Origin of the sequence: Bradyrhizobium jicamae (assembly GCF_018130695.1) — a bacterium.
GTDB classification, from domain to species: domain Bacteria; phylum Pseudomonadota; class Alphaproteobacteria; order Rhizobiales; family Xanthobacteraceae; genus Bradyrhizobium; species Bradyrhizobium jicamae_B.
The window spans coordinates 40,339-64,242 of record NZ_JAFCJX010000026.1 but is presented as its reverse complement, the minus strand read 5'-3'; the positions used below and the strand labels follow the sequence as shown (position 1 = coordinate 64,242).

Below are 23,904 nucleotides of genomic sequence, written 5' to 3'. Positions count from 1 at the left end.
TCACCCGGCGGCCGCGACCGCGCCGCCGCTGAACGAGCGGGCCAGCGCCAGGATCAACCAGGTGATCAAGCCGAGTCCCACCGACAGTGCCGCCGACGTCGCGAAGTTCGCGGCCAACGTGAACTCGGTGTAGATCAGCATTGGCAGCACATCGATGTTCGTCGCCAGCGTGAATGCGGTTCCGAACGCGCCCATGGCCGTCGCAAACGCGATCGCTCCCGACGCGACGAAGGCCGGTGCCAGGGCCGGCAGCACGACGTCGCGCTGCACCGCCCACGGGCTGGCGCCGAGCGAGCGCGCAGCCTCCTCCAGGCCCACGTCGAGCTTCTGCACCGCCGCCATGATGGTGAGGATCACACGCGGGATCGAGAAATAGAGATAGCCGAGGAATAGACCGTAGATCGAATAGGCGAACACGATCTTCTCGCCGAATACGCGGTTAGAGACGTCTCCGATCAGGCCTTGCCGGCCGGCCAGGAGAATGATCATGAAGCCGACGACGACGCCCGGAAAGGCCAAGGGAAACGTCAGCATCGCGATCAGGACCGAGCGGCCCGGGAAACGATGTCGCTGCAGGAACATTCCGGCGATCGTTGCCACGATCAGCGTGACGATCGTGGTCGCGGCGGCCAGCAGCACCGTGTTGATCAGGGTCGCTCGATAACGCGGCTCGGCCAGGATCGCGAGATAGCCAGCGATCCCCTGCGGGCCCTCGGCGCCGACAATCACCAGCCTTGCCATCGGCAGCAGGAAAAACGCCATCGTCACCACCGCGAGCGGCAGCAGGCAGAGCCAGAGAAAGGTTCTATGCGACATTGTGAGAATGGTGCCCCGAAGGGCACGATATTGCCTCAGCGGACCTCTGCGAGATAGCGGTCCACAAAGCCTTTTTGCACGTTTTCCATCTCGCCCCAGTCTACGCTCTTGGCGCGGGCATAGTCGCTGTCGGGCAGGAATTTGCTCTTCACGGCGGCCGGCAGCTCGATTGGGCGGGCGGGCCGAAGGTAGGCATTGGTCCAGATCGCCTGGCCCTTGTCGGACAGCAGATAGTCCATCACCTTCTTGGCCTTGTCCTTGTCAGGCGCGTTCTTCACGAGGCCGACGACATAGGGGAACACGACCGAGCCCTCGCAGGGAATCACAAACTCGAAGTTGCCCTTCTCGGAGTATTTCGCGCGATAGGCATTGAAATCGTAGTCGAACAGGATCGGCATCTCACCTGACACCACCCGCGCATAGGACGTCTGCTTGGGAACGATCGGATCGTTTTTGCGCAGGTCCTTGAAGAAGGCGATCGCGGGATCGAAGTTCGACGAGGAGCCGCCGAGCGCCAGATTGACCGCGACGGCGCCGACATAGCCGACGGCGGCTGATGACGGATCGAGGTAGCCAACCATTCCCTTGTAGTCGGGCTTCAGCAGGTCCTTCCAGCAGGCCGGCACCGGCTTGCCCCCGAGTGCGTCCTTGTTGACGAACAGGCCAAGCGTGCCGGAGTGGATCGTGGTCCAGTAGCCGCCCGGGTCCTTCAGGCCGGAAGGGACCTGATCCCAATGGGCGGGCTTGTAGGGCTCGAGCGCATCCTGCGCCTTGGCCTTCATGCCGAAGGTGACCCCGAAATAACCGATGTCGCCGACCGGATTGCTCTTTTCGGCGAGGATCTGCGCCAGAGCCTGACCGGAATTCTTGTTGTCGTGCGGAATGTCGTAGTTCAGGTCAGCCTTGATCGCCTTGAGCATCGAAGCCCAATCGGCCCATTCCGGCGGACAGTTGTAGCAGATGACGTCGGCCGCCCGAGCGGATTGCGACGGCGCGATCAACGCAAGCGCCAGCAAGGCAAGGACAAGGCGGACGATCTTCATGGCTGGCTCCAGTTTGGGCGGGAAAGCGCTGAAAAGGATTTCAACATCAACCGGGGGACCAAGTATAGATCGCGCATGACGGTTTTGCGACACGCGTGCTGCTATGCAGCAAAGCGATACTCGCGATCGACAGAGGTTTTGCGCTAGGCTGCAAAAAACAGGAAACGCCCATGTACAATCCCGCCGGCGTCACGACCTCACCCGATCTGCCGATCCCCGACCAGATGAAGGCTTGGGTCCTGGGCGATCCCGAGCAGTTGTTCTTGCGCGAGAAGCCGACGCCTATACCCGGACGAGCCGAAGTCCTGGTCCGCATCGATGCAGTCGCGATCTGCGCAACCGACCTCGAGATCATCCATTCGGGTTCGCCCGCGAGCATCCTCGGCGGCCTGCCCTTCAAGAAGAATTTTACGCCCGGCCACGAATACATGGGCACGGTCGCGGCGCTCGGGCCCGATGTCGACGAATTCAGGATCGGCGAACGGATCAGCGTCGAAATCCACGCCGGCTGCGGTCAGTGCAAGCGCTGCCGGCAGGGCATGTACACCTCGTGCCTCAACTACGGCAAACCCGAGAAGGGCCATCGCGCCAACGGCTTTACGACCGACGGTGGCTTTGCCGAATACGCCGTCAACCACATCAACACGCTCGCGCGTGTGCCCGACACCATGAGCGACGCTGAAGCGACGCTGGTCGTGACCGCCGGCACGTCGATGTATGGGCTGACAGAATTGGGGGGATTGGTCGTCGGCGAGAGCGTCGTCGTGATCGGGCCAGGCCCGATCGGACTGCTCGCAGTGGCGGTCGCCAAGGCGCTCGGTGCGAGCCCGGTGATCTTGACGGGCACACGTAATCGCCGTCTCGCGATCGGCCAGGAACTTGGCGCAGATCGCGTCATCAACATCAATGATGAGGACCCGGTCCAGGTCGTCAAACACCTGACGGGAGGAATTGGCGCGGATTACGTTGTCGAGTGCGCCGGGACCGAAGCAACGCTGAACCAGGCTATCCATATGACCAATCGCGGCGGCAAGATTTGCCTCGCTGCTTTTCCTCACGAACTGGCGAAACTCGATATCGCGCATCTCGTAAAGAACAACATCTATGCCTACGGCATTCGCGGCGAGGGCCGCAGCGCCACCCGCCGTGCGATGGCACTGATGGCGGAAAAACGCTTCAACGCGACCAAAATTCACACCCACACGTTCCCGCTGGCCGATTTGCCGACGGCGTTGCGCTATGCGCGCGAGCGGATCGAGGATGCGATCAAGGTGGTTGTCACGACCCGGGAGGCCGCCGACGTCTCACGCGCAGCTGAATAGCCTGACACATGCCTGATCTCTTCACGCGGTACCGCCGAGATAGAGCCGCTTGACGATGTCGTTGCCTTTCAACTCGTCCACAGACGCGGCTGCGACGACGATTTCGCCGTGGACGATGATGTAGCCACGGTTTGCGATCCGGATTGTCTGGTTGAAGTTCTGCTCTGCCATCAGCACGGTCAAGCCGAGGTTCCGGTTGAGTTCGCCGATCTTGGCAATGGTCTGCGAGACCAGCAGCGGCGACAGGCCCACCGATGGCTCGTCAACCAAAAGCAACCGCGGTGACGACATCAGCGCACGCGCGATCGCCAGCATCTGCTGCTGTCCGCCCGACATGGTTCCAGCGAGTTGGCCTTGCCGCTCCTTCAAGACCGGAAACGTCTCGAAGGCGACCGCCAGGTTACGGTCGATATTGCGTCGGGCCACCTTGCGGAAGGCGCCGAGCATCAGGTTTTCCAGCACGGTCAGCCTGGGAAACAACCGTCGCCCCTCGGGCACCATCGCCACACCGAGATCGACGATCTCCTCGGCCGGCATGCCGGCGAGCTCGTGCGCCGTTCCATCGATCGTTAGCGATAAGCTGCCGCTCTGCGGCTTGACCAGGCCGGCGATGCACTTCATCAGGGTGCTCTTGCCGTTGCCATTGGTGCCCAGCAGCGCAACGGTCTCCCCGGCATCCACGCGCATCGAGACGCCGCGCAACGCCTTCACGGCGCCGTAGCCCGCATCAAGACCGTTGATGGCAAGGCTAAGTGCCAAGATAGGCCTCCTGCACACGCTGATTGGCCATGACTTCGGAAGGCGTGCCCATCGCGATGATCTTGCCGGCGTCGAGACACATCACGCGGTCCGAGAACCGCATCACCGCCTGCATGATGTGCTCGATCATGATGATGGTGATGTCGTGGCTGGCCAGACTCATCAGGAGATCGAGCACCTCGTCGACCTCGGAGCTGGACAGCCCAGCCATGGCTTCGTCCGAGATCAGCAGCTTCGGGTGCGTCGCCATGGCGCGGGCCAGTTCCATCTTGCGCAGCTCGACCTGGCTCAGCTGTGTGGCCGCAGCATTGGCCTTCGACGCGAGGCCCATTTGAGTCAGGATCCCCATCATGGTGTCCCGCCGCTGCGCCACGGACACATGTTCATGAGCTGCAAAGTCGAGTGCGACCATCAGATTTTCGGCGACCGTCATGCTTCGGAACGGTCGCGGGATCTGGAAACTGCGCGCGATGCCACGGCGCGTGCGCATATGCGGCTGCAGCGAGGTGATGTCCTCATCGCGGAACAGCACAGTGCCGGGCTCCGTCCGGAATGCACCGGAAATGCAATTGATCAGCGTGGTCTTGCCCGAACCGTTCGGACCGATGAGGCCGAAACGCTCTCCAGGACGAATGTCGACGCTGACATTGTCGACCGCTGTGAATCCGCCGAAACGCTTGGTCAGCGAGACGATCCGCAGCAGAGGTGCTGGGGCTTCGGGAGCCATCGTCATTCCCTGCCCTCGTTAGACCTGTGAAAGATCCGCCGCGCGAGACCGATGATGCCTTCGGGCGCCCCTACCACGAACAACACGAGCATGACGCCGAGCACCAGCACGTTCACTTCCGACGAGATCGTGACGGTCAGCAATTGCTGCGTCGTGCTCAGCACAATCGCGCCGATGACCGGGCCGATCCAATGGGCGGTCCCGCCGATCAGTGACATCGCCAGCGTCGATACGGAGTAATTGAGATTGAATGCCGACGACGGGTCCGCATATTGCAGGTACATCGCCCCCGGGGCACCGACCGCACACAGCAATGCCCCCGAGATGACGCATGCGAGCAGCTTCAGCCGCAGCGTCGGGACGCCCGAGCACTCCGCGGCCAGTTCGTCGTCCTTGAGCGCCTGCAGGCCGCGGCCGATCCACGAATTCTGGATGTAGCGCGAGATCGCGACCGCCAGCACCACCAGCACGGCCTGAATAAAGAACAGCAGCTGGACATAATTGTCGAACGGCGCAGTGACGGGCGGCCGCTGGATCTGAATGCCGGCTGCGCCACCGACATATCGCCAGTTCGTGACGACCGTCTCGATAATGATCGTCAGCGCAATCGTCGCGATCGAGAAGAAGATGCCCTGCATCCGCAAGGTCAGCAGTCCCAGCGCGAATCCCATCAGCGCCCCAATCGCCGCTGCCGTCAGGATCTGGACCGGAAGCGGCGCACCAAACGCCTTGACCAGGAACACCGAGGCATAGACGCCGACGCCATAGAACGCGCTGGTGCCGAAATTCACATAGCCTGCGTATCCGCCAAGAATACTCCATGCGACCGCAAGCGCGATGAACTGCAGGATGACGTAGCCGGCGAAGAATGGATACTGGTTGCCAATGACCTTCGTCATGACGAAGGCGACGGCAAGAAAGGCGGCCGCTCCGATCCAGAATGCCGCACCGCTGCGCTTCATGATCGTCTGCCGAACAAGCCCTGCGGCCGCACGGCAAGCACGCCGAGCAGCATCGCAAAGGAAATCGCGGGCGCCCAGGACGCGCCGACCATGGTCGTGACGATCGTCTCGGCGACACCGAGAATGATGGCTGCGACAAGCGTGCCGCTCATGCTGCCGAGCCCGGCCATGACAACGACGCAGAATGTCCGTCCGATATAGGCGCGATCAAGTGTGGGATCGACGGGTGCGACGATGATGAGCAGGGCGCCGGCGATACCGAGCACGGCGGTGGCAATGCCGAACGCCCATTGCTTCACCCTGATGGGATTTGCCCCCATCAGCCGCAGCGCTTCCTGGTCCTGCGCAACGGCACGGATCGCACGTCCCATGAACGTCCGCGACAGGTACAATGTCAACACGATGGTCAATGCCGCGGCGACCGCGAAGGCGACCAGCATTCGGTAAGGAATCCGCGTATCGGCGATGCGCCACGACTTGCCGATATAATCGGCAGTGACCGCGCGCTGATCGACGCCGAACTGGATAATGATCAGAACTTCGATGATGAAGGCGACGCCGAAGAAAAACGCAATACCGCGGACGCCGGCGTCGCTGCCGCGCTTTTCGAACGTCTCGTAGTACAGACGATATGCGATCAGGCCAAACACGAAGAACAGCGGCGTAATCAGGAGGCCTGCGATCAGCGGATCGATTCCATATTGCTCGTTGATGATGAACACCCCATACGACGCCAGCACCAGAAAGGCCGGGTGCGCAACGTGCGGGACGTCAAGCAAGCCGAACGAGACGGACAATCCGAGGCTCACTGCGCCGTAGAAGCAGCCGAGCAGCACCCCGGTCACCACCGCATCCAGCAGCAAGTCCATTGAAAACAATTGAGGCCCCCTTGAGCCGGCTTGAGCCGCTTCCCCGATCAGCGCATCGTCAGGCACCCAACTCCTGCCCGAGACCACTCGCCGTGGTCCCGAGCCATCGCACCGCCTTCTGCCTACGTCCTGGCAGCCTCAAACGGAGCGACCAGTTCGCCTGACTTCAGATTATCCGGGAACAGGATCACCTGCTTGCCCGAACTTCGGAACTGCTCGATGTTCTTGTCCGTGACGCCGCGGAACTGAGCCTGCAGCACTGCGGTTTCCTTGCGCTCGCCATCCGGCGAAAACGCGATCGGACCGACAATGGTCTGGTGCGTATTCTCGCGCAGATATTTTGCAAGGCCTTTTTGATCGAGCGAGTTGGTCGCCTTGATGGCCTGCTCGACGAGTTGGCCGCTGGCATAGCCGAATGGCGCAAGATAGTAGCCGAGCGGATCGACTTTGGCCTCAACGGCCCGCTTCGTGTACTTCTCGAAGAACGCCTTCGTTCCGTCGAAGTACATGCTCTTTTCCGGCAGCCACGAATTGTAGTTGACGACGCCGTTGAGCAGCGAACCCATACTCTCCATGACGGAGCCAAACTGCAGGCCCACCATGCCGCCGCCGAACAGCTTGACGCTGCCGCCGATGCCGATCTCATTCACGGCGCGCAGGATGCCGGCTGAATCCGGCGGATACGACGCGACATAGACGATATCCGGCTTGGTGGCCTTGAGCCCGCGAATGATGCTGGAGAACTCGACGGTGTTGGGTGGATAGGATTGGTCGAACACGACCGGCAGGCTGCGCTTTCCGGCAACCTCCCTTGCCGTCTTCGCCAGGTTCTGGGCGAATTCCTGGTCAGCCGACAGAAGCGCCATGGATTTGCCGCCGGCCTTCTGGCCGATGTCGAGGAACGATGCCGCCCAGCTGTCCGCCGGTCCCCACGGCGCGTTGTTGAACCACATGTCGTGGCCCACCTTGCTGTTGACCTGGAACGAGAAGTTGCCGATCAACAGCAGGCCGCGCTGCTTGACCAGCGGCATGATCGGCGCAGTGGGAACGGTCGCATAGGGCGCAAACAGCAGATCGACCTTGTCGACATCGATCAGCTTCGAATAGATCGCCGGCGTCTCCGAGGCGCTCGACTTGTCGTCATAGACGACGAGTTCGACCTTGCGGCCGAGCAGACCGCCCTTGGCGTTGACGTCGTCCCGCCAGATCTCAATGCCAAGCAACGAAGGCTTGCCGCCGCCCGCAAGACCGCCGGTTTGCGGCATGCTCATGCCGATCCTGATCGGGGCGCCTTGCGCCTGCAGCAGATTGATCCCGAGTGGCGAAGCGGCGAGTGCTGCGCCGGCGCTCGCTGTCGTCAGCAGCCGGCGGCGCGATATCGATCCGGCCTCAGTCACCTTCTTCGTCATGGCTGTTCCTCCCCTAGGACTTTTTGTTTGGCGTTATTTTGTTTGCTTTCGCCGGTGGCGTCTCCGTTTCAGATCCGCCCCAAGGCCGTCAGGATAACCTGCGGCGTCAGCGGAATCTCGGTAATTGTTGTACCAAATGGTCTAAGTGCGTCGTTGACCGCGTTGGCGACCGCGGCCGCGGCTCCGGCCGTGCCGGCTTCGCCAGCCCCCTTGGCTCCCAGCTCCGATTCCAGCATCGGCGAAATCACGTGGCCGACATCGATATCGGGCATCTCGCCGGACATCGGCACCAGGTAGTCGGCCATGTTGGCGTTGGTGAGTTGGCCGCGCTCATCATAGATGCACTTCTCGAACAGCGCCGCGCCCAGCCCCTGCACCACTCCGCCCCGAATCTGCTCGTCGACCAGCTGCGGGTTGATGATGGTGCCGCAATCCTCGACCACCCAATGCCTAAGCAGCTTGACGAAGCCGGTGTCGGTGTCAACCTCCAGCCATGAGGCCTGAATGCCATTCGTGAAAGCGAATGGATACTCACGCGCGACGAAATGCCGTGTCGCCATCAGCTCGGGCTGGATGCCGGGCGGCAATGTGTCCGGCCGGAAATACACAATGCGCGCCAGTTCGTTCAATTCAATCCGCGGCGCACCGTCGCTGACATTGACGACGTTGTTGTCGACGATATCGAGCTCAGCCGGCGCCGACTGCAGGATGGCGGCGGCCACATCCAGAATGTTCTTGCGGAGAACCTTTGCGGCCTGCAGCGCGGCCTCCCCCCCGATGCCCGCGCCGCGGGACGCCCATGTGCCGCCGCCATAGGGCGTGTTGTCGGTGTCGCCCAGGATCACCCGCACACGCTCCATCGAGACCCCGAGGACGCTGCCGACGATCTGGGCGGTGAGAGATTCGGACCCCTGCCCCTGTTCGGTGATGCTGGTCTGGCAGATCACAGAACCCTGAGCGTCCAGCCGCACTGCAACCCCGTCCTGAGAGGAGATTTTGGCGCCACCAACTCCATAGAAGGCGGCGCTCGGGTTGGTTACCTCGATGAAACTGGCAATGCCGATGCCCCGGTGGACGTTGCGGGTTCGTAGCCGGGCCTGTTCGGCACGGAGCCCATCGTAGTCCATCATCGCAAGCAGCTTTGACAGCGAGGCATGATGCGACAATTGCTCGAATCTGAGCCCGGTTGGAGAGGCGCAGGGATAGGCGTTATCGGCAATCAGATTCCGCCGCCGGATCTCGATTGGATCCATCCCGATCTTCGCGGCAGCGAGATCAACCAGCCCCTCTGTCACCGAACATGCAATGGGATGACCGACAGCGCGGTACTGGCACATCACGTTCTTGTTCTGGAACACGACCCTGGCGCGCGCGCGGTAGTCGGTCGTGACGTAGGGCCCGCCGACAAGGTTGACGACTTGATTGGCCTCGATCGCGCTGGTGCGCGGATACATTGAATAGGGACCGATGCCGGTGAGATCGTCAATCTCAAAGGCGGTGATGGCCCCGTCCAGCTTGATGCCGATCTTGCCCTTGCAGCGGTGGTCACGGGCGTGAATATCGGTGTTGAAGCTCTCGATACGGTCGGCCACGAACTTGATCGGGCGACGCAACAACTTCGACAGCGCATACGTCGCCATTTCGTCGGCATAGATGTGCACCTTGATCCCGAAGGAACCACCGACGTCCTTGCAGACGACCCGAACTTGCGCCTCCTTCAGCCCAAGATGCAGTGCAGCAATGTTCTGCACCATGTGCGGCGCTTGCGTGCCCTGGTAGATCGTGAGCCGGGCCTCGGCGACATTCCAGTCGGCTACGACGGCTCGAGGCTCCAGCGTCACGCCGGTGTGACGACCGAACACGAATTCCGTTTCGACGACAGCATCCGCCTCCGCGAAGGCCCGGTCCACATCGCCCGCATTATGGATGCGTTCAAAGGCCAGATTGTCCCCGAGCGAAGGGTGAATGACCGGCATCCCGGGATCGAGCGCCGTCGACATATCCGTGACCGCGTCGAGGTCCTCGTAGTCGACTTGAATATGCTCCGCGGCATCCTCGGCGCCAGCGCGGCTCGTCGCAACGACCGCCGCGACCGCCTCGCCCTGCCAACACACCCGGTCGACCGCGATCGCATGTTGCGGCGCCGACTTCAGGCCCTTCAGGTGCGAGAGCACGCCGACCCAGGGAGTCATCACGGCCGCAAGCTCGCGGCCCGTTACGACAGCGATCACGCCCGGCATCCGCCTCGCTGCGGCAGCGTCAATCCGGACGATTTTTGCATGCGCGTGAGGAGATCGCAGAAACACGGCATGCGCCATCCGCGGCAGTTCCATGTCGCTGACATAGGAACCGCGTCCCTGCAGCAGCCGGTCGAGATTGGGGCGCGGCACGGTCTTGCCAATGTAGGAATTCGGGCGATCGAGCACCGAGAGCGCGTCTGGATTTGCGCTGACGCTGGTCATGCCGAGCGCTCCGAACGCGCTTTCGCCGTAGACTCCACGGCGTCAACGATGGCCTGATAACCGGTGCACCGGCAGTAGTTGCCGGAAAGGTGCTCACGGATCGCGTCGCGATCAGGATGTGGCGAATGCGTCAGCAAATCTTGCGCCGTAATCAGCATCCCGGGCGTGCAATAGCCGCATTGCAGCGCATTCCGCGCACGAAAGGCGGCCTGGAGATCGGCGATCTCTCCGCTGTCTGAAATTCCCTCGATGGTCTCGACCGAAGCCCCCTGTGCTTGCACAGCCAACATCAGACAACTGCGCACGATCTCGCCATCGACGCGGACGGTGCACGCGCCACAAACACCATGCTCGCAGCCGACATGCGTTCCCGTGAGCTTCAGATGCTCTCGAAGAAAATCCGCAAGATTGAGACGCGGCAGGACATGGGCGTCGACGCGCTCTCCGTTCACACCCAGCGAGAGCGCGATCGGACCGGTCATTCGCCTGCCCCGTTCCTCAAATTCAGCCGACCGAGAAGGCTCGCGACGCCGCGCATCAACAAGACCCGCGCAAGATGCCGCCGCATGGCGGGAGAGGCCTGTTGATCCTCCTGAGGTTCGAGCTGCAGGGCAAGCGCATCTGCTGCTTCGGACAGCAGGTCGGCAGTGACGGTCACATTGATTAATCTGGTGGCACATTCAGCGAGCAGAGGCCGATCTCCGACGGCGAAGAACGCCAGCTGCAAATCTGCGAATACGTCATTGCGGACGACAGCTTGTGCCGCCAATCCTGCAATCGCATAATCGCCTTGCCGTCGCGCCAGCTCCTCGAAGAAGTGCGAGGAGCCCTCTGGCGCTATCGGGATTTCAACCGACACGAGCAACTCGTCCGGCGCCAGCACGGTTTCGTAGATTCCCTTGAAGAAGTCCTGGGCTGCGACCCTGCGTTCGCCGCGACTTCCGCGCACGACAATTGTCGCGCCAAGCGCGAGCATGCAGGCTGGCAATTCCGAGGCGGGATCAGCATGAGCGAGGCTACCGCCGATGGTACCGCGATTGCGAATGGCGGGATGAGCGACGTGGGCAATCGCTTCGGACAGCAGCGGAGCATGCTTGGCGATATCGGCCGATCGCTCCAGGTCGACATGACGTGTCAATCCGCCGACAACAAGGAGTTTGCCCTCGACGCTGATACCACGGAGTTCGGAAAGCGCGCCGATATCGACGATCAGTTCGGGCGTGACAAGCCGAAGATTCATCGCCGGCATCAGACTCTGCCCGCCCGACAGCACCTTGGCCCTGTCGCCGTGTGCGGCGAGCAGCTCCAGCGCATTCGCCACGCTGGTCGCACGGGCATAGGCGAAAGCCGCGGCTTTCATGGAGAGCGAGACCTCCCGGGTCGGATGTCGTATTTTTCAGGATTAGACGGCGGTCCTTTTTAAAGGTCAAGCTTGTTTATCGAGTGATTATTTCGTCAATTGGGCTTGTCAACGCGGCGCGAACCACGCACGTTCCCGCCAACAAGAGGCCTGCCGACCGGGAGCAGCGAGGCCATGAAGCTAGGGTTCTTTACGATGCCCATCCATCCCATCGGGAAGGATTGGCGGCAATCACTCCGCGAGGATCGGGAAGCCTTCCTGCTCGCGGACGAACTGGGCTTCACCGAGGCCTATGTCGGCGAGCACGTCACCGACCGCGCCGAGAACATCACGTCCTGCATCGCTTTCATTGCCTGGCTCGCCGCCGCGACCAAACAGCTCAGACTGGGCACCGGCACGATCAACATGCCGAACACGCATCCTGCGGCCGTCGCCGCTTCGGTTGCGATGCTCGATCACATGCTGGACGGACGCTTCATTCTCGGCATCAGCCCCGGCGGCTTGCTCTCCGATGCGGAAGTGTTCGGCAATCTCGACGCCGATCGCAATGCGATGTTCCTCGAGGCGATCAACCAGGTGCTTGCGATCTGGGCGAGCGGACCACCCTACGATCTGCAGGGCAAGTACTGGAACATCTCGGTCAGCAGGACGCTGATCGAGGACATCGGCCAGGGGTTCATCGCGCAGCCGCTGCAGAAGCCGCACCCGCCTATCGTCGTGACGGCCGTCGCCCCCTTTTCAAAAGGCGTCACGGAAGCTGCCGCGCGCGGCTGGGATCCGATCTCCGCCAACTTCCTGATGCCAGCCTGGGTAAAGAGCCATTGGCCCAAATATGTTGAGGGTTGCGAACGGGCCAGCCGCGCCGTCGAAACAGCCAATTGGCGTGTCGCGAAGAGCGTCTTTGTCGCAAAAGACGCGGCCACCGCCAAAGCCTATGCGACCGATCCGAATGGTCCTTACGTTTACTACTATCATCAGCTGTTCACGAAGCTGAAACGCAGTGGGCGTCTCGAATTGTTCAAGACCCGGCGTGACCAGCCTGATGACGACGTCACCCTGGAATCAGTCTGCGACAGATTGATCATTCATGGGACGCCGGACAGTGTGGCCGACCAACTGCTCGCCTTTCAGGATGAGGTTGGCACCTTCGGCACACTGCTCTATGCCGGCAAGGACTGGAAGGATCGCGAACTCGGCCGTCAGTCAATGATCCTCATGGCCGAGCAGGTTCTACCACGCGTCAACACCAACGCACCCCGATAGGTAGCTCTTGGAAGGACCCTTGCTGTGGCTCTCAGCGACCGCATTGCCTATCAAGCCCAGGTCGATCGGCCGAAGCTGACATTGCCAGACGGCAAGAAGCTTGCCGTCTGGGTCATCCTGAACGTCGAGGAATGGCTGATCGAGAATGCAATGCCGCGGACGGTATTGAGTCCACCGATGGGCCAACCGTTGCTGCCCGACATCCCGAACTGGTCATGGCACGAGTACGGGATGCGCGCCGGCTTCTGGCGGCAGTTCAAGGCGCTCACTGACCGCAAGATTCCGGTCACGCTCGCCATCAATGCAAATGTCTGCAACAGCTATCCGCGCGTGGCCTCTGCAGCGCTCGAGGCCGGCTTCGAGTTCATGGGCCACGGTTTCCTTCAAGGCCCGATGCACAAGGTGGAGAACCAGGCCGATGCGATCAAGCGGTCGGTGGATACGATCGCGCGATTCGCGGGCAAGCCGCCGCGATCCTGGGAGAGTCCGGGACTGACCGAGACCGAGGACACGCTCGACCTGCTCCGCTTCAACGGGATTGAATACGTCGCCGATTGGGTAATCGACGACCTCCCGCAGGACATCGCGACGCCGCACGGCACCATCACGACCATCCCCTATTCCGTCGAGACCAATGACATCGTGATCCACGCCTTGCAGCATCTGCCGTCCGAGCAATTCCTGAAGCGCTGCACGGATCAATTCGATCGGCTTTATCTCGAAGGCGCATCCAACGCGCGGATCATGGCAATCTCGGTCCATCCCTACATCACGGGCGTCCCGCACCGGATCAAATATCTAGAGGCCCTGCTCGACTACGTCATAGGCCATGACGGCGTGGCACTGATGACCGCAAGCGAGATCGGAGACTGGTATCGCGCAGAAATGGCCAGACTTTAGCCGGGCCTAACCGACCACTTTGACTGGAGGCCGACGGCGATCAGCCGAGGCCTCCGCCATGCGCTCGAATCCGGCGAGAAAAATGTCCAGGGCATCGCTGATCATCTGCGACTTGTCCTCGAACACCGGCGCGTCATAAATGTACTTGCGTACGCCGTAGTAAAAGATTCCGCCGTGGAACACCCACGCCAGTTCGAGTTCGGCGGCAGTCGGCTTGCTTTGCACCGCAAGACCAGCCTCGTGACGACATTCCCGGATGATCCGCGCCAGGATCTTGTCCCTGACCATGCCGACATACCAGCGATTCATGTCGAGGCCCTTGAGGCCCGAATAGAGATAGATGCGCAGCCACCGGCGTGTGAAAATCGTATTCGTATAGGTCTCGTAGAAGGTCTGCAGCCGAACCCGTAGCGGTCGCGAACGGTCGGACAGCTCTTTGTCCCAACCGGTCTTGAGCGGCTCGAGATAGACCGTCCGATAGACTTCTCGGATCAGATCGTCCTTGCTCGGAAAATAGCGATAGAGCAACGGCTGAGTCACGCCGAGCTTTCGCGCCAGCGCACGCGTACCGCCACCAAACCCTTCCTCCGAGAAGAACTCCGTCGCCTTGGCTATGATCTCAGTGCGGCGGTCATCGGGCGACAAGCGCCTTTGCTTGACGCGCTCGCGCTTGATTGGTGGTTTTCGGCTCATGGTGCCTTGCTGCCGTCGCCGGCGAGAAATCGGCCAAAGCCACCCCGAGCGAAGAGAAGCGGCTCTTTTCCATTGTAGACATAGGCTTCCACGGCGCCCAGAAAGATCACGTGATCACCACCGTAGTAGCGATTGGCGGCGCGGCACTGAAAGCTGGCGACAACGTCGGCAAGGACGGGAGCATTGCCCAACCCTGGCGTCCAGGCGACGCCCGCAAACTTGTCGCTTGCGGACTTGGCAAACTGCGACGCCAGCGCCTGTTGCGAGGCACCGAGAACATTGACCGCAAAATGGCTTGCGTTCTGAAAGATCGGCAGGCCCTGAGAGAACATGCCGAGGCTCCACAGCACCAGCGGCGGGTTGAGCGACACGGACGCAAACGAATTGCAGGTGACGCCATACGGCTTTCCCTCCGCAGACATGGCCGTCACAATGGTGACCCCGGTCGCAAACGTCCCGAGCGCGTTGCGGAAGTCTCGCGGATCAATTGCCGAATTGCCGCTTGCGAGCTCGTTTGCGGGATCGGCGGGGTGCTTGGGCGCGTCAGACATGCATCCCGCCTCAAAGCGTCAGATTTTCGGACGGCAGCCCCAGAGCGACCCGTCCATAGTTGGTACCCGCAGCATCGAAGTTGAAGGCGAGGTGCGAGTTCACCGCATGCGCGTCCCTGAACTGGCGCTGCAGAGTGCCAGAGGTAAACAAGCTGCGCGCGCCGCTTGCCGTAAACAGCAGCGACACCGCATCGGTGCAAAGATTGACCGCGAAAGCACCGTCACGCCGCAGTCTGGTCTTGGCCGAAATATCGGGGACATCACCGCGTCGGACGTCCGCTAGCGCGTTGATGCAGTTCGCGCGCATGATCAGCCGTGCCGCATCCACCTTGGCCGACGCCTCGGCGATCTTGATCTGGGTGGTTTGCAGGTCACCCAGTTTCGCCCTGTTATAGGTCGAAGCTCGGTGCCGCGAGATTTCCACGTAGTCATCCAGGCATGCCTGCGCGTTGCCAAGCGCGACCCCCGACAGGACATAAGGAAACAGGGAGAATACGGGAAGCGCATATAGCGCGTTCGCATTGACCGCACTCCCCGGCGTCGGACCACCGGTCAGATCGCTCACGGCGACGGTCATCTCATCGGCGACGAACACCTCGCTGACTTCGACGTCGTTCGATCCAGTGCCGCGCAGCCCGGTCGCATTCCAGGTATCATTGATGATGTAGTCGCGCCTGTTCAACAGGAAGAGGCGATATTCGATGCCATCCGCCTCGTCGTCCGATGCGACGATGCTGGCAAGCATGTTCCACTCGCAGGACTCGACGCCAGACGAAAACGGCCAATGGCCGTTGAGGATATAGCCCCCGTCAGCTTTTGTGGCCCGTCCAGCTGGAAAGATAAAGGAGGACGCGATCAACGCATCGCGGTCGCGGCTCCAAACCGCGTCCTGCGCCTGCGGCCTGAACATGCCGAGCATCCAGTGATGGCTCGCCAGATTGGCGAAATTCCAAGCCACCGACGCGTCGCCCTGTCCCAAGGCATCCGCACAATCGACCAGGGCAACGTAATCCAGTTCAGCTCCGCCCACGCGCCTCGGCTGGACGATACGGAACAAGCCGGCCTCATGCAGGGCTCGCTCGGTCTCCGGTGGCAACCGGCGGAGTTCTTCGGTCCGTGCCGCCCGGTCGCGCAATTCCGGCACTAGGGCCTTGGCGCGCGCAACGAAACCGGAATAGCTGGCGTTGGCGCCACGATCAATCGGCGTTCCCAGATCCGGATTGCGGCTATCCCCGGCCATCGGCATTCCCTCGTTCGGCCTGCACTCGTCAAACCAAGATAGACCCCCAGTCTATCGCTTGGCCAAGCGGGATCAAGGCACCCGAAACACATGCCGTCCACACAAATGCGTCCAACCCCGGCAAAAACGAAAAAGAGCCCGGCGGCCGTCGGCCGCCGGGCTCTGGATGCATCACGGAGTAACGACGGTGTGTCCGCCTCATTGAAGCTCTTTGCGCCAATACAGCGTTGCAGGCCAGCCCCAGCGAAACGTTGGCTCGTACATCCGATAACCCGCCCGGATGAAGTTGTTGGCCGAGAATACGTTATCGGTCGTGTCGGACACGACGGTATCCCACCCGTTCCGACGCGCCCGTCCCTCGATCGCGCGCATCAGACGCAATTGAAGACCGTTTCCGACGTGAGGCGCAATCACGCCGACCCGACAAAGATAGCCTGCATGTGCAACGTAAGTCGAGGGAATGACACCTGCGAAGGCTACCGGCTCCTCACCCCGAAAGGCCAGCCACCAATGCCCATCGTCGAAGTCCGGGAGCCGGGCAGCACCGAAGAACGTCGACTGATGCAACTCACGGAGGTGGTCAGTCGTCTCGTCGTCACTGCAGTCAACTTCACGAATCCGATACATCACCTACATACTCCGATGTGCTTTCGACGCGAGGCAGTTCGACGAGAGCGCCGTCATTTTCCAAGCGCGACCTTGACACCCAGCCAAACAGCCCCAACGAAACCGGTGGCGATCACGGTGATGACGGCTTTGAATGTATAGCTCTGCGCCTGCTCAACGCTCTTGCGCCAACGACGCAGGTGCTGGAAATCGGCGCGCAGCTCACGTTTGTCTTCGTCCTCGACACCAAACGAGTTCAGGATAGTCGCGACGGTCTTCAGGACGACTGTGTCGATCTCATCGCGATGAAGTCGCTCTTGTTCGGCCAGCGTTTCGACGACGATGGCCTTGATGTCCGCCTCGTGCATCACGGTCACCGCTTGATAATTCGCGCCACATTCTCAAACCCGCGCTTCGCAAAATAGAATGCAATCACGAGGTTCGACGTGGTAGAAGCAAATCCGGCGAGCGGGTCGGTCACGCCCAGCCCCAAGACTTTGTCCCATACCAGCAACTTGCCGAAGTAGACCGCGACGGCATAGCCGATCAGCTTGTCGGGCTCGTACCAGTGCCCAATCTCGGCGGTCCTGTATTGCAGGATAGAGTTGGCTTCGGCCGATTGCGCAGCAATCTCGGTCGCGGCAAGGTCTGCGGCGATCTTGCTCTCCACATTGCCGGCCTGCAGTTTGGCGTTGTACGCCTCGATCAGCCCCTTGATCACCGGGCCGCCCAGGAATGAGAGAATTGTCATCCACATCTCAGGCCGCCTTCCGTATCGATCGCACTCGAGCGATGATTGTCACAATGGAAACGACCAGCAGAATGCGTCCGACTGTCCTGGCGTCGCCAATGGCGGCCGCAAGCTGGTCCTTGAAAGTGGCATCGCCGAGGACGTCGGCGATCGCGTCGATGCCCTGCATCACGACCCCAACGAACGCCAGGCAGTAGCCCCAGGCGACCGTGAGCGAATTCAGGCAACACGCCTTGATGCGCATCCACATGGCTCAAGACCGGATCTTGGCTTCCAGCGCCGCGGCCTTCGCGCGCAGATTGGTGACTTCGGCGGCGGCGCCGTTGGCCCAGACCTTGATGGTCGGCCATGAGTAGATCGCGCCGGCGTAGCCCACGGCGAAAACGACGATGTCAAAAAGGGTCCACATTGTTACTTCCTCCTGAAAATGATTGAAAGAATTCGCGCGACGAACGCGCCGATCGAGCCTGGAGACGGATGCATAATCGTCGCCGACTCGCGGCCCGGCAGCGGCTTCACTGCATCGACGGACTTGGGCGCTCCAGACACCGCGCCAGAGAAGGCGATCGTTGGATCCAGCGCCATCATCGCCTTCAGCAGGCCGGCACATCCCAGTTGCCGGTCGACGACATCAGGGTCATAGACACCGTCCCGCACGTACTTGCCGGATTGATACTGATCGGTGCCCGACCAAACATAAGGCGAGGGCCTGCCACGCGCGGCATAGCCGAGCCCATTATATTGCTCGAGCATCGCGAGCGTTCCGCCGACGCTCCAGTCCTTGTTGCGCGCAGCAAAAGGCGCACAGTTCACCAAGGCATCGTAAGCGCCATCCTCCCAGGTCTTGAATGGCCCCCTGCCCTTCGGAATATGGACGGAAACGCTATTCAGCGGATCGCCCTGCCCGAGCTGGGTGCTCCAGTTCTGCGACGCTTCCCGCTCGTGGGCGACAGCGATGAAGAACCAGGGCACTCTGGTCTTGACCGCCACAACCTGATACCGCACCCTGGCCTGAGGGGCGACGAGCCGCTGGGCTACGCTGTTAAAGCTCCGCGTGACCTTCATATCCAGCCAGCGCTTCGCATTCGCTGCCCGGAGGGCTACGAGGTCTGTCATGGGTTGCTCTATCTTGGGTTGGGGTGGTAGAAATCCGCAATGCGCTATTGGCTAGTTGCGATTGCGACCGTTTCTTGGCTGCTTATCTGGTGGTTCGTTCCACCGCCAGAAGGCGGGAAGTGCCTTTCCTATCTCGAAGGGAAGTGCATCAAGATTTCGTTCGTTAAATGATGCGGATAATGTAATTGCAGATGATCGTCGGCTGCACGTTATTGTGCGCGTTTCCGCTACCAGCGCTCGCGTTAGTAATTGTGATTCCGGTCGTATTAGATCCAACACTTCCACCAGGCTGCATGACGAGCGCGGCGCCTGATGAGGTTACGTTGATGTTGGCGCCCCCGATGTTGCCGGAGTGATTGTGGCCGGGATCAGTCAGCGAGTTATTGTGCGTGTGAGCTGCAAGTTGCGCAGTTGTCAGCGTGTGGTTCTCAAGGCCGCCGGTTGCGCCTATCACCGTGGAATTCCCGCCAAAGTAGGAGGAGGTCAACCGGGTAGCCGATCCCTCTTTCATCGCTGAGACGCGGCCAGTCTTGTCCGGAAGGTTAAACGTCGTGGTGCCGTCGCCACTACCGTAAGCCGTACCCATGATCGCGAATAACGCCGAATAGACGGTACGACTGATCGCCTGTCCCGTGGGAAAAGCGAACGAGCTGTTCGGCGTCGTCGTCCCCCAATAGTCCATCCCGCCGCCGATCGGGACATTGTACGGATTGCCGAAGAAGTTGAAGAAATAAAAGCAGTCATCGCCAAGATTGTAGACGACCGTGTACGGAACGCCCGAAAGAATTGTTCCTGCTGGCGTCTCGACATTCGGGGCAAGACGCAGTGGCTTTGCTCCCAATCCATCAATTGAGAGGGTCGAAGCCCCAGTGTTGGTATTATTCGAGCGAAATGAAATGAGCTGGTTGGCGAGGTGCCCGAGAGTGTCGAACTGCTGATAGGTCGACACCGACAGGGCGTTGCCTATATTCGAAGTGAGCGGACCGCCAATGTCGTCGCGATGCTTTGCGAGCGCCGCCATCATCGCGCGTGCGGAGTCGTTGACGCTCGACGGCGCCTGGCCTTCCTGCCAATTGATCGAACTGTCGGCTGTCGCGTCGGCTGCGGCAACCTGCGACCATTTATAGAACGTCATGCGCTCTCCCCATCAATGAAAACCGGCGACCACCGCGTGATCGCCTTTGAGTTTGATGTCACGGATTTTCCGGGAAACGCTATTCGGCGCGTCCCAGTTGAAGATATTGCGAGCAGGGACAGGCCGGCGCCCGTGCCGTCAGGAGGTTGCGGATCACGCCGATCGGAACGCCGGGGCTATCGCGCGCGACGGCTTGGGCGCGTGCGTCAATGATCGCCTCGACTTCCGCCTGGATCTCCTTGATCCGAACCTCGAGTGGCGGTGTGCGCATCTGTTTCATCAGTGTTGATCTCCGGTTTCGTTTTGCTTTGCGCCTTCTGATGGGCCAGCAGGCTCCGTCGCGCGGCGGCGGCCTCGTTCTGTGCGCGCCGGAGCGCCTTCTCGCGACGCATGTCGTGCGCTGCCACGAAGGCCTGCATATCGTATGGCAGCAATCTGAAGCGCCGCTTCTGATCGTCCGGCCAGGACCGCGGCGGATCGATTCCGGCAATGTCGCTGATGGCGCTATTGATCGCCGCGCCGAGCGTCGGATCGGCAAGCCCGACCGAGCTATGCAGCCGCGAAATCTCCTGAACCGCCGGCCAAAGCCGCGCGATGCCGATGGGCGCGCCATCAGCAACAAATCGCGCAACGGTGGCAGGCGCGGCCGGGAACGGCGAGAGCGCCCTCAACTCGCACCAGCGCACGAACATCGGCGCAGCCGCGCGGCGCGCTTGCGCCAGCGCCGCCAGCACCGGATTGCCGGGACCAGCCACGCGTGTCAGCGCCGCGCCTTGCGCAGGGCGTGATGGACATCGGCCATCTTGCGACGCAGCGTCACCAGCTTCACGTGACGCCGCAGATTGTGCGAACCGGAGTCGATGTCGCCTCGCAGCTCGTCATCCAGCTGCTCCAATGCGGCAGCACGCTTGTTCAGTCCGTAGAGCGCAAAGTTATCGGCGATCCGGTCAGCTGACATCGGTTCGCCATACACTTTCTTGGCTACCGCGTCAGCACGCTCGATAAAGCTACGATCGTCTTGCATTTCATCTCTCCAGGAAAATGCACGTGTCAACTTCGGCTTGATCTTCGCGCATTGTAGAGCGCGACGGCATCCTTGATGTTGCCCGAGCTCGATAGCCGGGCATTTAGAGCCTTCATGTCAGCGCTTGCCCGCTCCGCCCGGCTCGAAGCCGCACCAGGGCGTTGCACGGGAGGTATCGGTCTGCTGGTCGCAGCATCTTTCGCCTTCATCATCAACCGATATTTGCCGGCGTCGTACATCATGCGCTGGAAGATCGCATTGCGCATCAATGGCTCGCTGTTGAAGAGACGCCTCAGCTCGGCAGGCTCGACGCCGCTGGCTTTCGCCGAGGAAATAATTTCCTGCATCACGGCGTGTTGGGTCTCGGGCGACTCTCCCTTCAGCATGCCGTCGAACCGCGTGTCCTCCGCCTTCGCAAAGGCCAGGAAGTTCTGGTGGGCGATCTCGGTCCGCCGGGCGTCCTCTTGCCGTTGTCGGGCGCTGAGTTGCTCCGTCGCCGCGACGGCAGCCTGGACTCGGGCAAATTTATCCGGCTCCTGCCGCGACATTTGCTCAAGGACGCCGGGAAGGCTCTCAGGCGGGACGGCTGCGAGTTCGGGAAACTGGCTGATGAAGCTGGCCTGCGCGACCTGGCTTGCCGCCGAGAGTGCGTCGGCATAATCCTGTCTTACCTCGTGAATCGCGGCGATCTCTTCCTCAATGGCTCGCCGCACCTGCGGATGCTGCAGCGCTCTTGCCAATTCCGGATCGAGCTCGTCACCAAAACCTGGAGAATTTTGCTCGCCGGTCTGCGGATCGGACTCGCCACGCGCAGATCCTGATCGGTCGACCTTCGTCTCCGGCAATTCGAAACCATAGAACTCGGCCGCGTCAGGATTGTTCGCCAAGGCCTCGGCGCGCAGATCATCAACCCGCGCCGCGAGGTCCTGCGCGTCTTCGCTCTCTGTTATGAATTGTTCGGCAGCGACTGCAGCTGCATAGTCGCGGCTGGCACGCTCGAGCGTCACCGCCTCGTTCGAAGCGGCCGGTCTGCCTTCTGCATCTCTGTATCGCCTGACAGCGACCTCATCCTCCGGTGTTGCAATGCGGCTCGCGGCCTCCCGCAATGAACCACTGTCACCGCCGATCGCGTCCCCTTCCTCGCGCTGCTTTGGATCGGGCATGGATTTGTAGCCGGCACTTGCGAGATCAAACGCCGCGCCAGTGAGATCAGATTCATCGGCCATGTCGGAACCTCCGTCGCGGGTCTGCAGGCTGTGGTAAGATCCGGGTGCTCGGAATCAACGGCTGCGCCGGCGATAACGTTTCAGGACCGTCATCCGCCGCTTTGGCGCCGGGATCGACCACACGCCGGCCTGAATTGAAGCCGGCAATGCCGTTGGCGAGACCAGCGAAGGGATTTCCGACCGGCGTATGCGCCCAACTCTGAAATCCGGCGCTCAGTCGCGTTGCGAAATCGGGAGCAAGAGCCGGCTGCTCGGCACGACCGAAGCGGGGCATCAGATAGTCACCGATGGGCATGGGCGCGATCTGACCGTAGTCAGGTGTCAGGAGTGGCGACTGAACCGGCTTCTGGGGAGCCGGGCCGGTCGGACCGCCGGAAACTGCAACAGCTGCCGGTGTATTCGGCGACACGGGTGGGGACGGAAAGCCGTCTCCCGGCAAGAACTGATTGAACGGCTGCATCGCCTCCAGCCGCCCCAGCAATCCACCGCCAACTGCGAACTGCGCCGGATCAAAATCAAAGGAATTATCAAACAATCCCATTAGCCGACCTCGCCGATCTTTCGCGATGCTTCGGTCGCGGCGCGATAGTCGACCGCCTTGTAGCCGTTGATCTCGATCACGGCATGCGGCGCGCTTCGCTCGACATCCTGAGCCATCAGTCCGATGTGGTAGGCGGGCGCGCCCTTGTAGCGATAGCCATAGACCGGCGTGCCGTCGAACAGCTGGCCGACCGGCGCGACGTCTTCCTTCAGTCGCATGTCAGACGGCGTGAATTTGAGGATGCTGCCGATGCCGCCCGCGAGCTTCGCGAACTGGTCGGCCCCCGACATCTCTTGCGTGGTATTTGACGTGCCATTCGACTGTTGGCCAAGTTGGCCGATCGGAACGCCGATTTGCGCGAGCAGGCTGAGCGCCTGCACCGGAATGCCGCGGCGCTGGGCCTCTTCCGCCAGCGTGGCATTAGCACCGTAATTTTGCGCATCGAGGGCGGATTGCGCTGCGGTCACGCCCTGCCCCTGATTGGCGAGATAGTTCTGCTGCATGCCGGACAAAGTGTTCGCCGTCGTATTGCCCCCATTGTAGAGGGCATTCGCGGCATTGATCTGGTTATTGACGTCCTGGTTGTATTGCGCGGCAATGACCGGCGCCTCCGCCGCGGCGACCCCACGGCCATAGGCCATCTGATTGGCGCCGCTGAGATCGCGTCCCGCGGCCGCAAATTGCGAGTTGACGCTGTTGCCAACGTCAGCCTGGATCTGCGCCAGCTGCGCGGCGAGCGCTGGATTGTTGCCGATCATGCTTCCATTCGCATAGGGCGTGATCTGGGACCGCAACGTCGTCAGATTGTCCCGGACGTTGCCGGCCTGCGCATTGGCACCGCCGCCGCCAAACAGCGACTGCGCGTAGCCGCCGATCTGCCCGGCATAGGGATTTCCGAGCGCCGCATTGCTCTGCAGCGTGTTGAGCGCGCCGGTTTCTGCGGACGTCAGACCGGTGTTACCAAGGCCCGTGTTGAGCTGGCTGAGGATACCTTGCAGCATCGGCTGAGCAGCCGTCCACGGCGTCGTTTGCGATTGCTGCGTCTGGGTCGATGAAGATTGTCCACCCATCATTCTATTCCTTTCGATGATGTCATTTTGGTCAGTGAATCAGGCAGTCATACGCCAGC

General features: G+C 61.4%; 28 protein-coding genes. 3 read left to right on the top strand and 25 right to left on the bottom strand.

Translation table 11 applies throughout. The annotated features are described in order from the left end of the window. Both JQ604_RS31045 and JQ604_RS31040 read right to left on the bottom strand, forming a co-directional pair. Window positions 1–816, bottom strand: a complete 816-nt coding sequence (locus JQ604_RS31045; RefSeq protein ID WP_212364506.1) for an ABC transporter permease — start codon at window positions 814–816, stop codon at window positions 1–3. Between the two features lie 35 nt (window positions 817–851). Beyond that, entirely contained in the window at window positions 852–1,859 is a 1,008-nt protein-coding gene (locus JQ604_RS31040) for an ABC transporter substrate-binding protein (RefSeq protein ID WP_212364505.1), read from the bottom strand. Window positions 1,860–2,029: 170 nt separating this feature from the next. Between JQ604_RS31040 and JQ604_RS31035 the strand changes: the two genes are divergently transcribed. After that, entirely contained in the window at window positions 2,030–3,181 is a 1,152-nt protein-coding gene (locus tag JQ604_RS31035; protein WP_212364504.1) for a zinc-dependent alcohol dehydrogenase, read from the top strand. 21 nt (window positions 3,182–3,202) lie between these two features. On the opposite strand, the gene JQ604_RS31030 is transcribed toward JQ604_RS31035, so the two are convergent. The 8 genes from JQ604_RS31030 to JQ604_RS30995 form a co-directional block, all read right to left on the bottom strand. Beyond that, window positions 3,203–3,940, bottom strand: coding sequence for an ABC transporter ATP-binding protein (locus JQ604_RS31030; protein ID WP_249158917.1), 738 nt, complete (start codon window positions 3,938–3,940; stop codon window positions 3,203–3,205). Then, complete coding sequence (locus JQ604_RS31025) at window positions 3,930–4,673, bottom strand: ABC transporter ATP-binding protein (RefSeq protein ID WP_212364503.1); 744 nt, start codon at window positions 4,671–4,673, stop codon at window positions 3,930–3,932. The genes JQ604_RS31030 and JQ604_RS31025 overlap by 11 nt, the downstream gene beginning before the upstream one ends. After that, a complete protein-coding gene (locus tag JQ604_RS31020; RefSeq protein WP_212364502.1) occupies window positions 4,670–5,629 on the bottom strand; it encodes a branched-chain amino acid ABC transporter permease in 960 nt (319 codons plus the stop codon). The genes JQ604_RS31025 and JQ604_RS31020 overlap by 4 nt, the downstream gene beginning before the upstream one ends. Further along, a complete protein-coding gene (locus JQ604_RS31015; protein WP_249158924.1) occupies window positions 5,626–6,498 on the bottom strand; it encodes a branched-chain amino acid ABC transporter permease in 873 nt (290 codons plus the stop codon). The genes JQ604_RS31020 and JQ604_RS31015 overlap by 4 nt, the downstream gene beginning before the upstream one ends. 122 nt (window positions 6,499–6,620) lie before the next feature. Further along, window positions 6,621–7,907, bottom strand: coding sequence for an amino acid ABC transporter substrate-binding protein (locus JQ604_RS31010; protein WP_212364500.1), 1,287 nt, complete (start codon window positions 7,905–7,907; stop codon window positions 6,621–6,623). A 68-nt stretch (window positions 7,908–7,975) separates the two neighbouring features. After that, window positions 7,976–10,369: a xanthine dehydrogenase family protein molybdopterin-binding subunit gene (locus JQ604_RS31005; protein WP_212364499.1), complete on the bottom strand. Its 2,394-nt coding sequence runs from the start codon at window positions 10,367–10,369 to the stop codon at window positions 7,976–7,978. Next, window positions 10,366–10,851 carry a (2Fe-2S)-binding protein gene (locus JQ604_RS31000; protein ID WP_212364498.1) on the bottom strand — a complete coding sequence of 162 codons (486 nt, stop codon included), beginning with the start codon at window positions 10,849–10,851 and terminating at the stop codon, window positions 10,366–10,368. Before JQ604_RS31000 ends, JQ604_RS31005 begins: the two co-directional genes overlap by 4 nt. Continuing rightward, a complete protein-coding gene (locus tag JQ604_RS30995; RefSeq protein ID WP_212364497.1) occupies window positions 10,848–11,729 on the bottom strand; it encodes an FAD binding domain-containing protein in 882 nt (293 codons plus the stop codon). Before JQ604_RS30995 ends, JQ604_RS31000 begins: the two co-directional genes overlap by 4 nt. A gap of 174 nt (window positions 11,730–11,903) precedes the next feature. Here JQ604_RS30995 and JQ604_RS30990 point away from each other — a divergent pair, with 174 nt between their 5' ends. Next, window positions 11,904–12,992 (top strand): LLM class flavin-dependent oxidoreductase, encoded by a 1,089-nt coding sequence (locus JQ604_RS30990; protein WP_212364496.1) that lies wholly within the window; start codon window positions 11,904–11,906, stop codon window positions 12,990–12,992. Window positions 12,993–13,016: 24 nt separating this feature from the next. Then, window positions 13,017–13,892 carry a polysaccharide deacetylase family protein gene (locus JQ604_RS30985; RefSeq protein WP_212364495.1) on the top strand — a complete coding sequence of 292 codons (876 nt, stop codon included), beginning with the start codon at window positions 13,017–13,019 and terminating at the stop codon, window positions 13,890–13,892. A gap of 6 nt (window positions 13,893–13,898) precedes the next feature. On the opposite strand, the gene JQ604_RS30980 is transcribed toward JQ604_RS30985, so the two are convergent. The 15 genes from JQ604_RS30980 to JQ604_RS30910 form a co-directional block, all read right to left on the bottom strand. After that, on the bottom strand, window positions 13,899–14,585 hold the full coding sequence (locus tag JQ604_RS30980; RefSeq protein WP_212364494.1) for a TetR/AcrR family transcriptional regulator: 687 nt from the start codon (window positions 14,583–14,585) through the stop codon (window positions 13,899–13,901). Then, complete coding sequence (locus JQ604_RS30975; protein ID WP_212364493.1) at window positions 14,582–15,136, bottom strand: flavin reductase family protein; 555 nt, start codon at window positions 15,134–15,136, stop codon at window positions 14,582–14,584. Before JQ604_RS30975 ends, JQ604_RS30980 begins: the two co-directional genes overlap by 4 nt. Window positions 15,137–15,146: 10 nt before the next feature. Beyond that, the gene (locus JQ604_RS30970; protein ID WP_212364492.1) at window positions 15,147–16,376 is read right to left on the bottom strand and encodes an acyl-CoA dehydrogenase family protein; all 1,230 of its coding nucleotides are present in this window, start codon (window positions 16,374–16,376) and stop codon (window positions 15,147–15,149) included. A gap of 198 nt (window positions 16,377–16,574) precedes the next feature. Then, window positions 16,575–17,003: a GNAT family N-acetyltransferase gene (locus tag JQ604_RS30965; RefSeq protein WP_212364491.1), complete on the bottom strand. Its 429-nt coding sequence runs from the start codon at window positions 17,001–17,003 to the stop codon at window positions 16,575–16,577. Window positions 17,004–17,056: 53 nt separating this feature from the next. After that, window positions 17,057–17,350, bottom strand: coding sequence for a hypothetical protein (locus JQ604_RS30960; protein ID WP_212364490.1), 294 nt, complete (start codon window positions 17,348–17,350; stop codon window positions 17,057–17,059). Window positions 17,351–17,355: 5 nt separating this feature from the next. After that, window positions 17,356–17,739, bottom strand: a complete 384-nt coding sequence (locus tag JQ604_RS30955) for a hypothetical protein (protein WP_212364489.1) — start codon at window positions 17,737–17,739, stop codon at window positions 17,356–17,358. 1 nt (window position 17,740) lies between these two features. Continuing rightward, on the bottom strand, window positions 17,741–17,977 hold the full coding sequence (locus JQ604_RS30950; protein WP_249158915.1) for a hypothetical protein: 237 nt from the start codon (window positions 17,975–17,977) through the stop codon (window positions 17,741–17,743). Between the two features lie 9 nt (window positions 17,978–17,986). After that, window positions 17,987–18,142: a hypothetical protein gene (locus tag JQ604_RS30945; protein ID WP_212364487.1), complete on the bottom strand. Its 156-nt coding sequence runs from the start codon at window positions 18,140–18,142 to the stop codon at window positions 17,987–17,989. Between the two features lie 2 nt (window positions 18,143–18,144). After that, window positions 18,145–18,849, bottom strand: coding sequence for a hypothetical protein (locus JQ604_RS30940; protein WP_212364486.1), 705 nt, complete (start codon window positions 18,847–18,849; stop codon window positions 18,145–18,147). A 163-nt stretch (window positions 18,850–19,012) separates the two neighbouring features. Then, the gene (locus JQ604_RS30935) at window positions 19,013–19,984 is read right to left on the bottom strand and encodes a phage tail protein (RefSeq protein WP_212364485.1); all 972 of its coding nucleotides are present in this window, start codon (window positions 19,982–19,984) and stop codon (window positions 19,013–19,015) included. 206 nt (window positions 19,985–20,190) lie between these two features. Continuing rightward, window positions 20,191–20,739: a hypothetical protein gene (locus tag JQ604_RS30930; RefSeq protein ID WP_349631161.1), complete on the bottom strand. Its 549-nt coding sequence runs from the start codon at window positions 20,737–20,739 to the stop codon at window positions 20,191–20,193. Window positions 20,740–20,744: 5 nt separating this feature from the next. Further along, window positions 20,745–21,008, bottom strand: a complete 264-nt coding sequence (locus JQ604_RS30925) for a hypothetical protein (RefSeq protein ID WP_212364484.1) — start codon at window positions 21,006–21,008, stop codon at window positions 20,745–20,747. Window positions 21,009–21,034: 26 nt separating this feature from the next. Next, window positions 21,035–22,234 carry a hypothetical protein gene (locus tag JQ604_RS30920; RefSeq protein WP_212364483.1) on the bottom strand — a complete coding sequence of 400 codons (1,200 nt, stop codon included), beginning with the start codon at window positions 22,232–22,234 and terminating at the stop codon, window positions 21,035–21,037. Next, window positions 22,224–22,775, bottom strand: a complete 552-nt coding sequence (locus JQ604_RS30915) for a hypothetical protein (protein WP_212364482.1) — start codon at window positions 22,773–22,775, stop codon at window positions 22,224–22,226. Before JQ604_RS30915 ends, JQ604_RS30920 begins: the two co-directional genes overlap by 11 nt. Next, on the bottom strand, window positions 22,775–23,845 hold the full coding sequence (locus tag JQ604_RS30910) for a tail fiber domain-containing protein (protein ID WP_212364481.1): 1,071 nt from the start codon (window positions 23,843–23,845) through the stop codon (window positions 22,775–22,777). The genes JQ604_RS30915 and JQ604_RS30910 overlap by 1 nt, the downstream gene beginning before the upstream one ends. Between the last annotated feature and the right edge of the window lie 59 nt (window positions 23,846–23,904).

What these genes read in the sequence shown, in the direction of transcription:
- JQ604_RS31045 (WP_212364506.1), bottom strand. Translation starts at nt 816, where the DNA reads ATGTCGCATAGAACCTTTCTCTGGCTCTGCCTGCTGCCGCTCGCGGTG.
- JQ604_RS31040 (WP_212364505.1), bottom strand. Translation starts at nt 1,859, where the DNA reads ATGAAGATCGTCCGCCTTGTCCTTGCCTTGCTGGCGCTTGCGTTGATC.
- JQ604_RS31035 (WP_212364504.1), top strand. Translation starts at nt 2,030, where the DNA reads ATGTACAATCCCGCCGGCGTCACGACCTCACCCGATCTGCCGATCCCC.
- JQ604_RS31025 (WP_212364503.1), bottom strand. Translation starts at nt 4,673, where the DNA reads ATGACGATGGCTCCCGAAGCCCCAGCACCTCTGCTGCGGATCGTCTCG.
- JQ604_RS31020 (WP_212364502.1), bottom strand. Translation starts at nt 5,629, where the DNA reads ATGAAGCGCAGCGGTGCGGCATTCTGGATCGGAGCGGCCGCCTTTCTT.
- JQ604_RS31015 (WP_249158924.1), bottom strand. Translation starts at nt 6,498, where the DNA reads ATGGACTTGCTGCTGGATGCGGTGGTGACCGGGGTGCTGCTCGGCTGC.
- JQ604_RS31010 (WP_212364500.1), bottom strand. Translation starts at nt 7,907, where the DNA reads ATGACGAAGAAGGTGACTGAGGCCGGATCGATATCGCGCCGCCGGCTG.
- JQ604_RS31005 (WP_212364499.1), bottom strand. Translation starts at nt 10,369, where the DNA reads ATGACCAGCGTCAGCGCAAATCCAGACGCGCTCTCGGTGCTCGATCGC.
- JQ604_RS31000 (WP_212364498.1), bottom strand. Translation starts at nt 10,851, where the DNA reads ATGACCGGTCCGATCGCGCTCTCGCTGGGTGTGAACGGAGAGCGCGTC.
- JQ604_RS30995 (WP_212364497.1), bottom strand. Translation starts at nt 11,729, where the DNA reads ATGAAAGCCGCGGCTTTCGCCTATGCCCGTGCGACCAGCGTGGCGAAT.
- JQ604_RS30990 (WP_212364496.1), top strand. Translation starts at nt 11,904, where the DNA reads ATGAAGCTAGGGTTCTTTACGATGCCCATCCATCCCATCGGGAAGGAT.
- JQ604_RS30980 (WP_212364494.1), bottom strand. Translation starts at nt 14,585, where the DNA reads ATGAGCCGAAAACCACCAATCAAGCGCGAGCGCGTCAAGCAAAGGCGC.
- JQ604_RS30975 (WP_212364493.1), bottom strand. Translation starts at nt 15,136, where the DNA reads ATGTCTGACGCGCCCAAGCACCCCGCCGATCCCGCAAACGAGCTCGCA.
- JQ604_RS30970 (WP_212364492.1), bottom strand. Translation starts at nt 16,376, where the DNA reads ATGGCCGGGGATAGCCGCAATCCGGATCTGGGAACGCCGATTGATCGT.
- JQ604_RS30965 (WP_212364491.1), bottom strand. Translation starts at nt 17,003, where the DNA reads ATGTATCGGATTCGTGAAGTTGACTGCAGTGACGACGAGACGACTGAC.
- JQ604_RS30960 (WP_212364490.1), bottom strand. Translation starts at nt 17,350, where the DNA reads ATGCACGAGGCGGACATCAAGGCCATCGTCGTCGAAACGCTGGCCGAA.
- JQ604_RS30955 (WP_212364489.1), bottom strand. Translation starts at nt 17,739, where the DNA reads ATGTGGATGACAATTCTCTCATTCCTGGGCGGCCCGGTGATCAAGGGG.
- JQ604_RS30950 (WP_249158915.1), bottom strand. Translation starts at nt 17,977, where the DNA reads ATGCGCATCAAGGCGTGTTGCCTGAATTCGCTCACGGTCGCCTGGGGC.
- JQ604_RS30945 (WP_212364487.1), bottom strand. Translation starts at nt 18,142, where the DNA reads ATGTGGACCCTTTTTGACATCGTCGTTTTCGCCGTGGGCTACGCCGGC.
- JQ604_RS30940 (WP_212364486.1), bottom strand. Translation starts at nt 18,849, where the DNA reads ATGACAGACCTCGTAGCCCTCCGGGCAGCGAATGCGAAGCGCTGGCTG.
- JQ604_RS30935 (WP_212364485.1), bottom strand. Translation starts at nt 19,984, where the DNA reads ATGACGTTCTATAAATGGTCGCAGGTTGCCGCAGCCGACGCGACAGCC.
- JQ604_RS30925 (WP_212364484.1), bottom strand. Translation starts at nt 21,008, where the DNA reads ATGCAAGACGATCGTAGCTTTATCGAGCGTGCTGACGCGGTAGCCAAG.
- JQ604_RS30920 (WP_212364483.1), bottom strand. Translation starts at nt 22,234, where the DNA reads ATGGCCGATGAATCTGATCTCACTGGCGCGGCGTTTGATCTCGCAAGT.
- JQ604_RS30915 (WP_212364482.1), bottom strand. Translation starts at nt 22,775, where the DNA reads ATGGGATTGTTTGATAATTCCTTTGATTTTGATCCGGCGCAGTTCGCA.
- JQ604_RS30910 (WP_212364481.1), bottom strand. Translation starts at nt 23,845, where the DNA reads ATGGGTGGACAATCTTCATCGACCCAGACGCAGCAATCGCAAACGACG.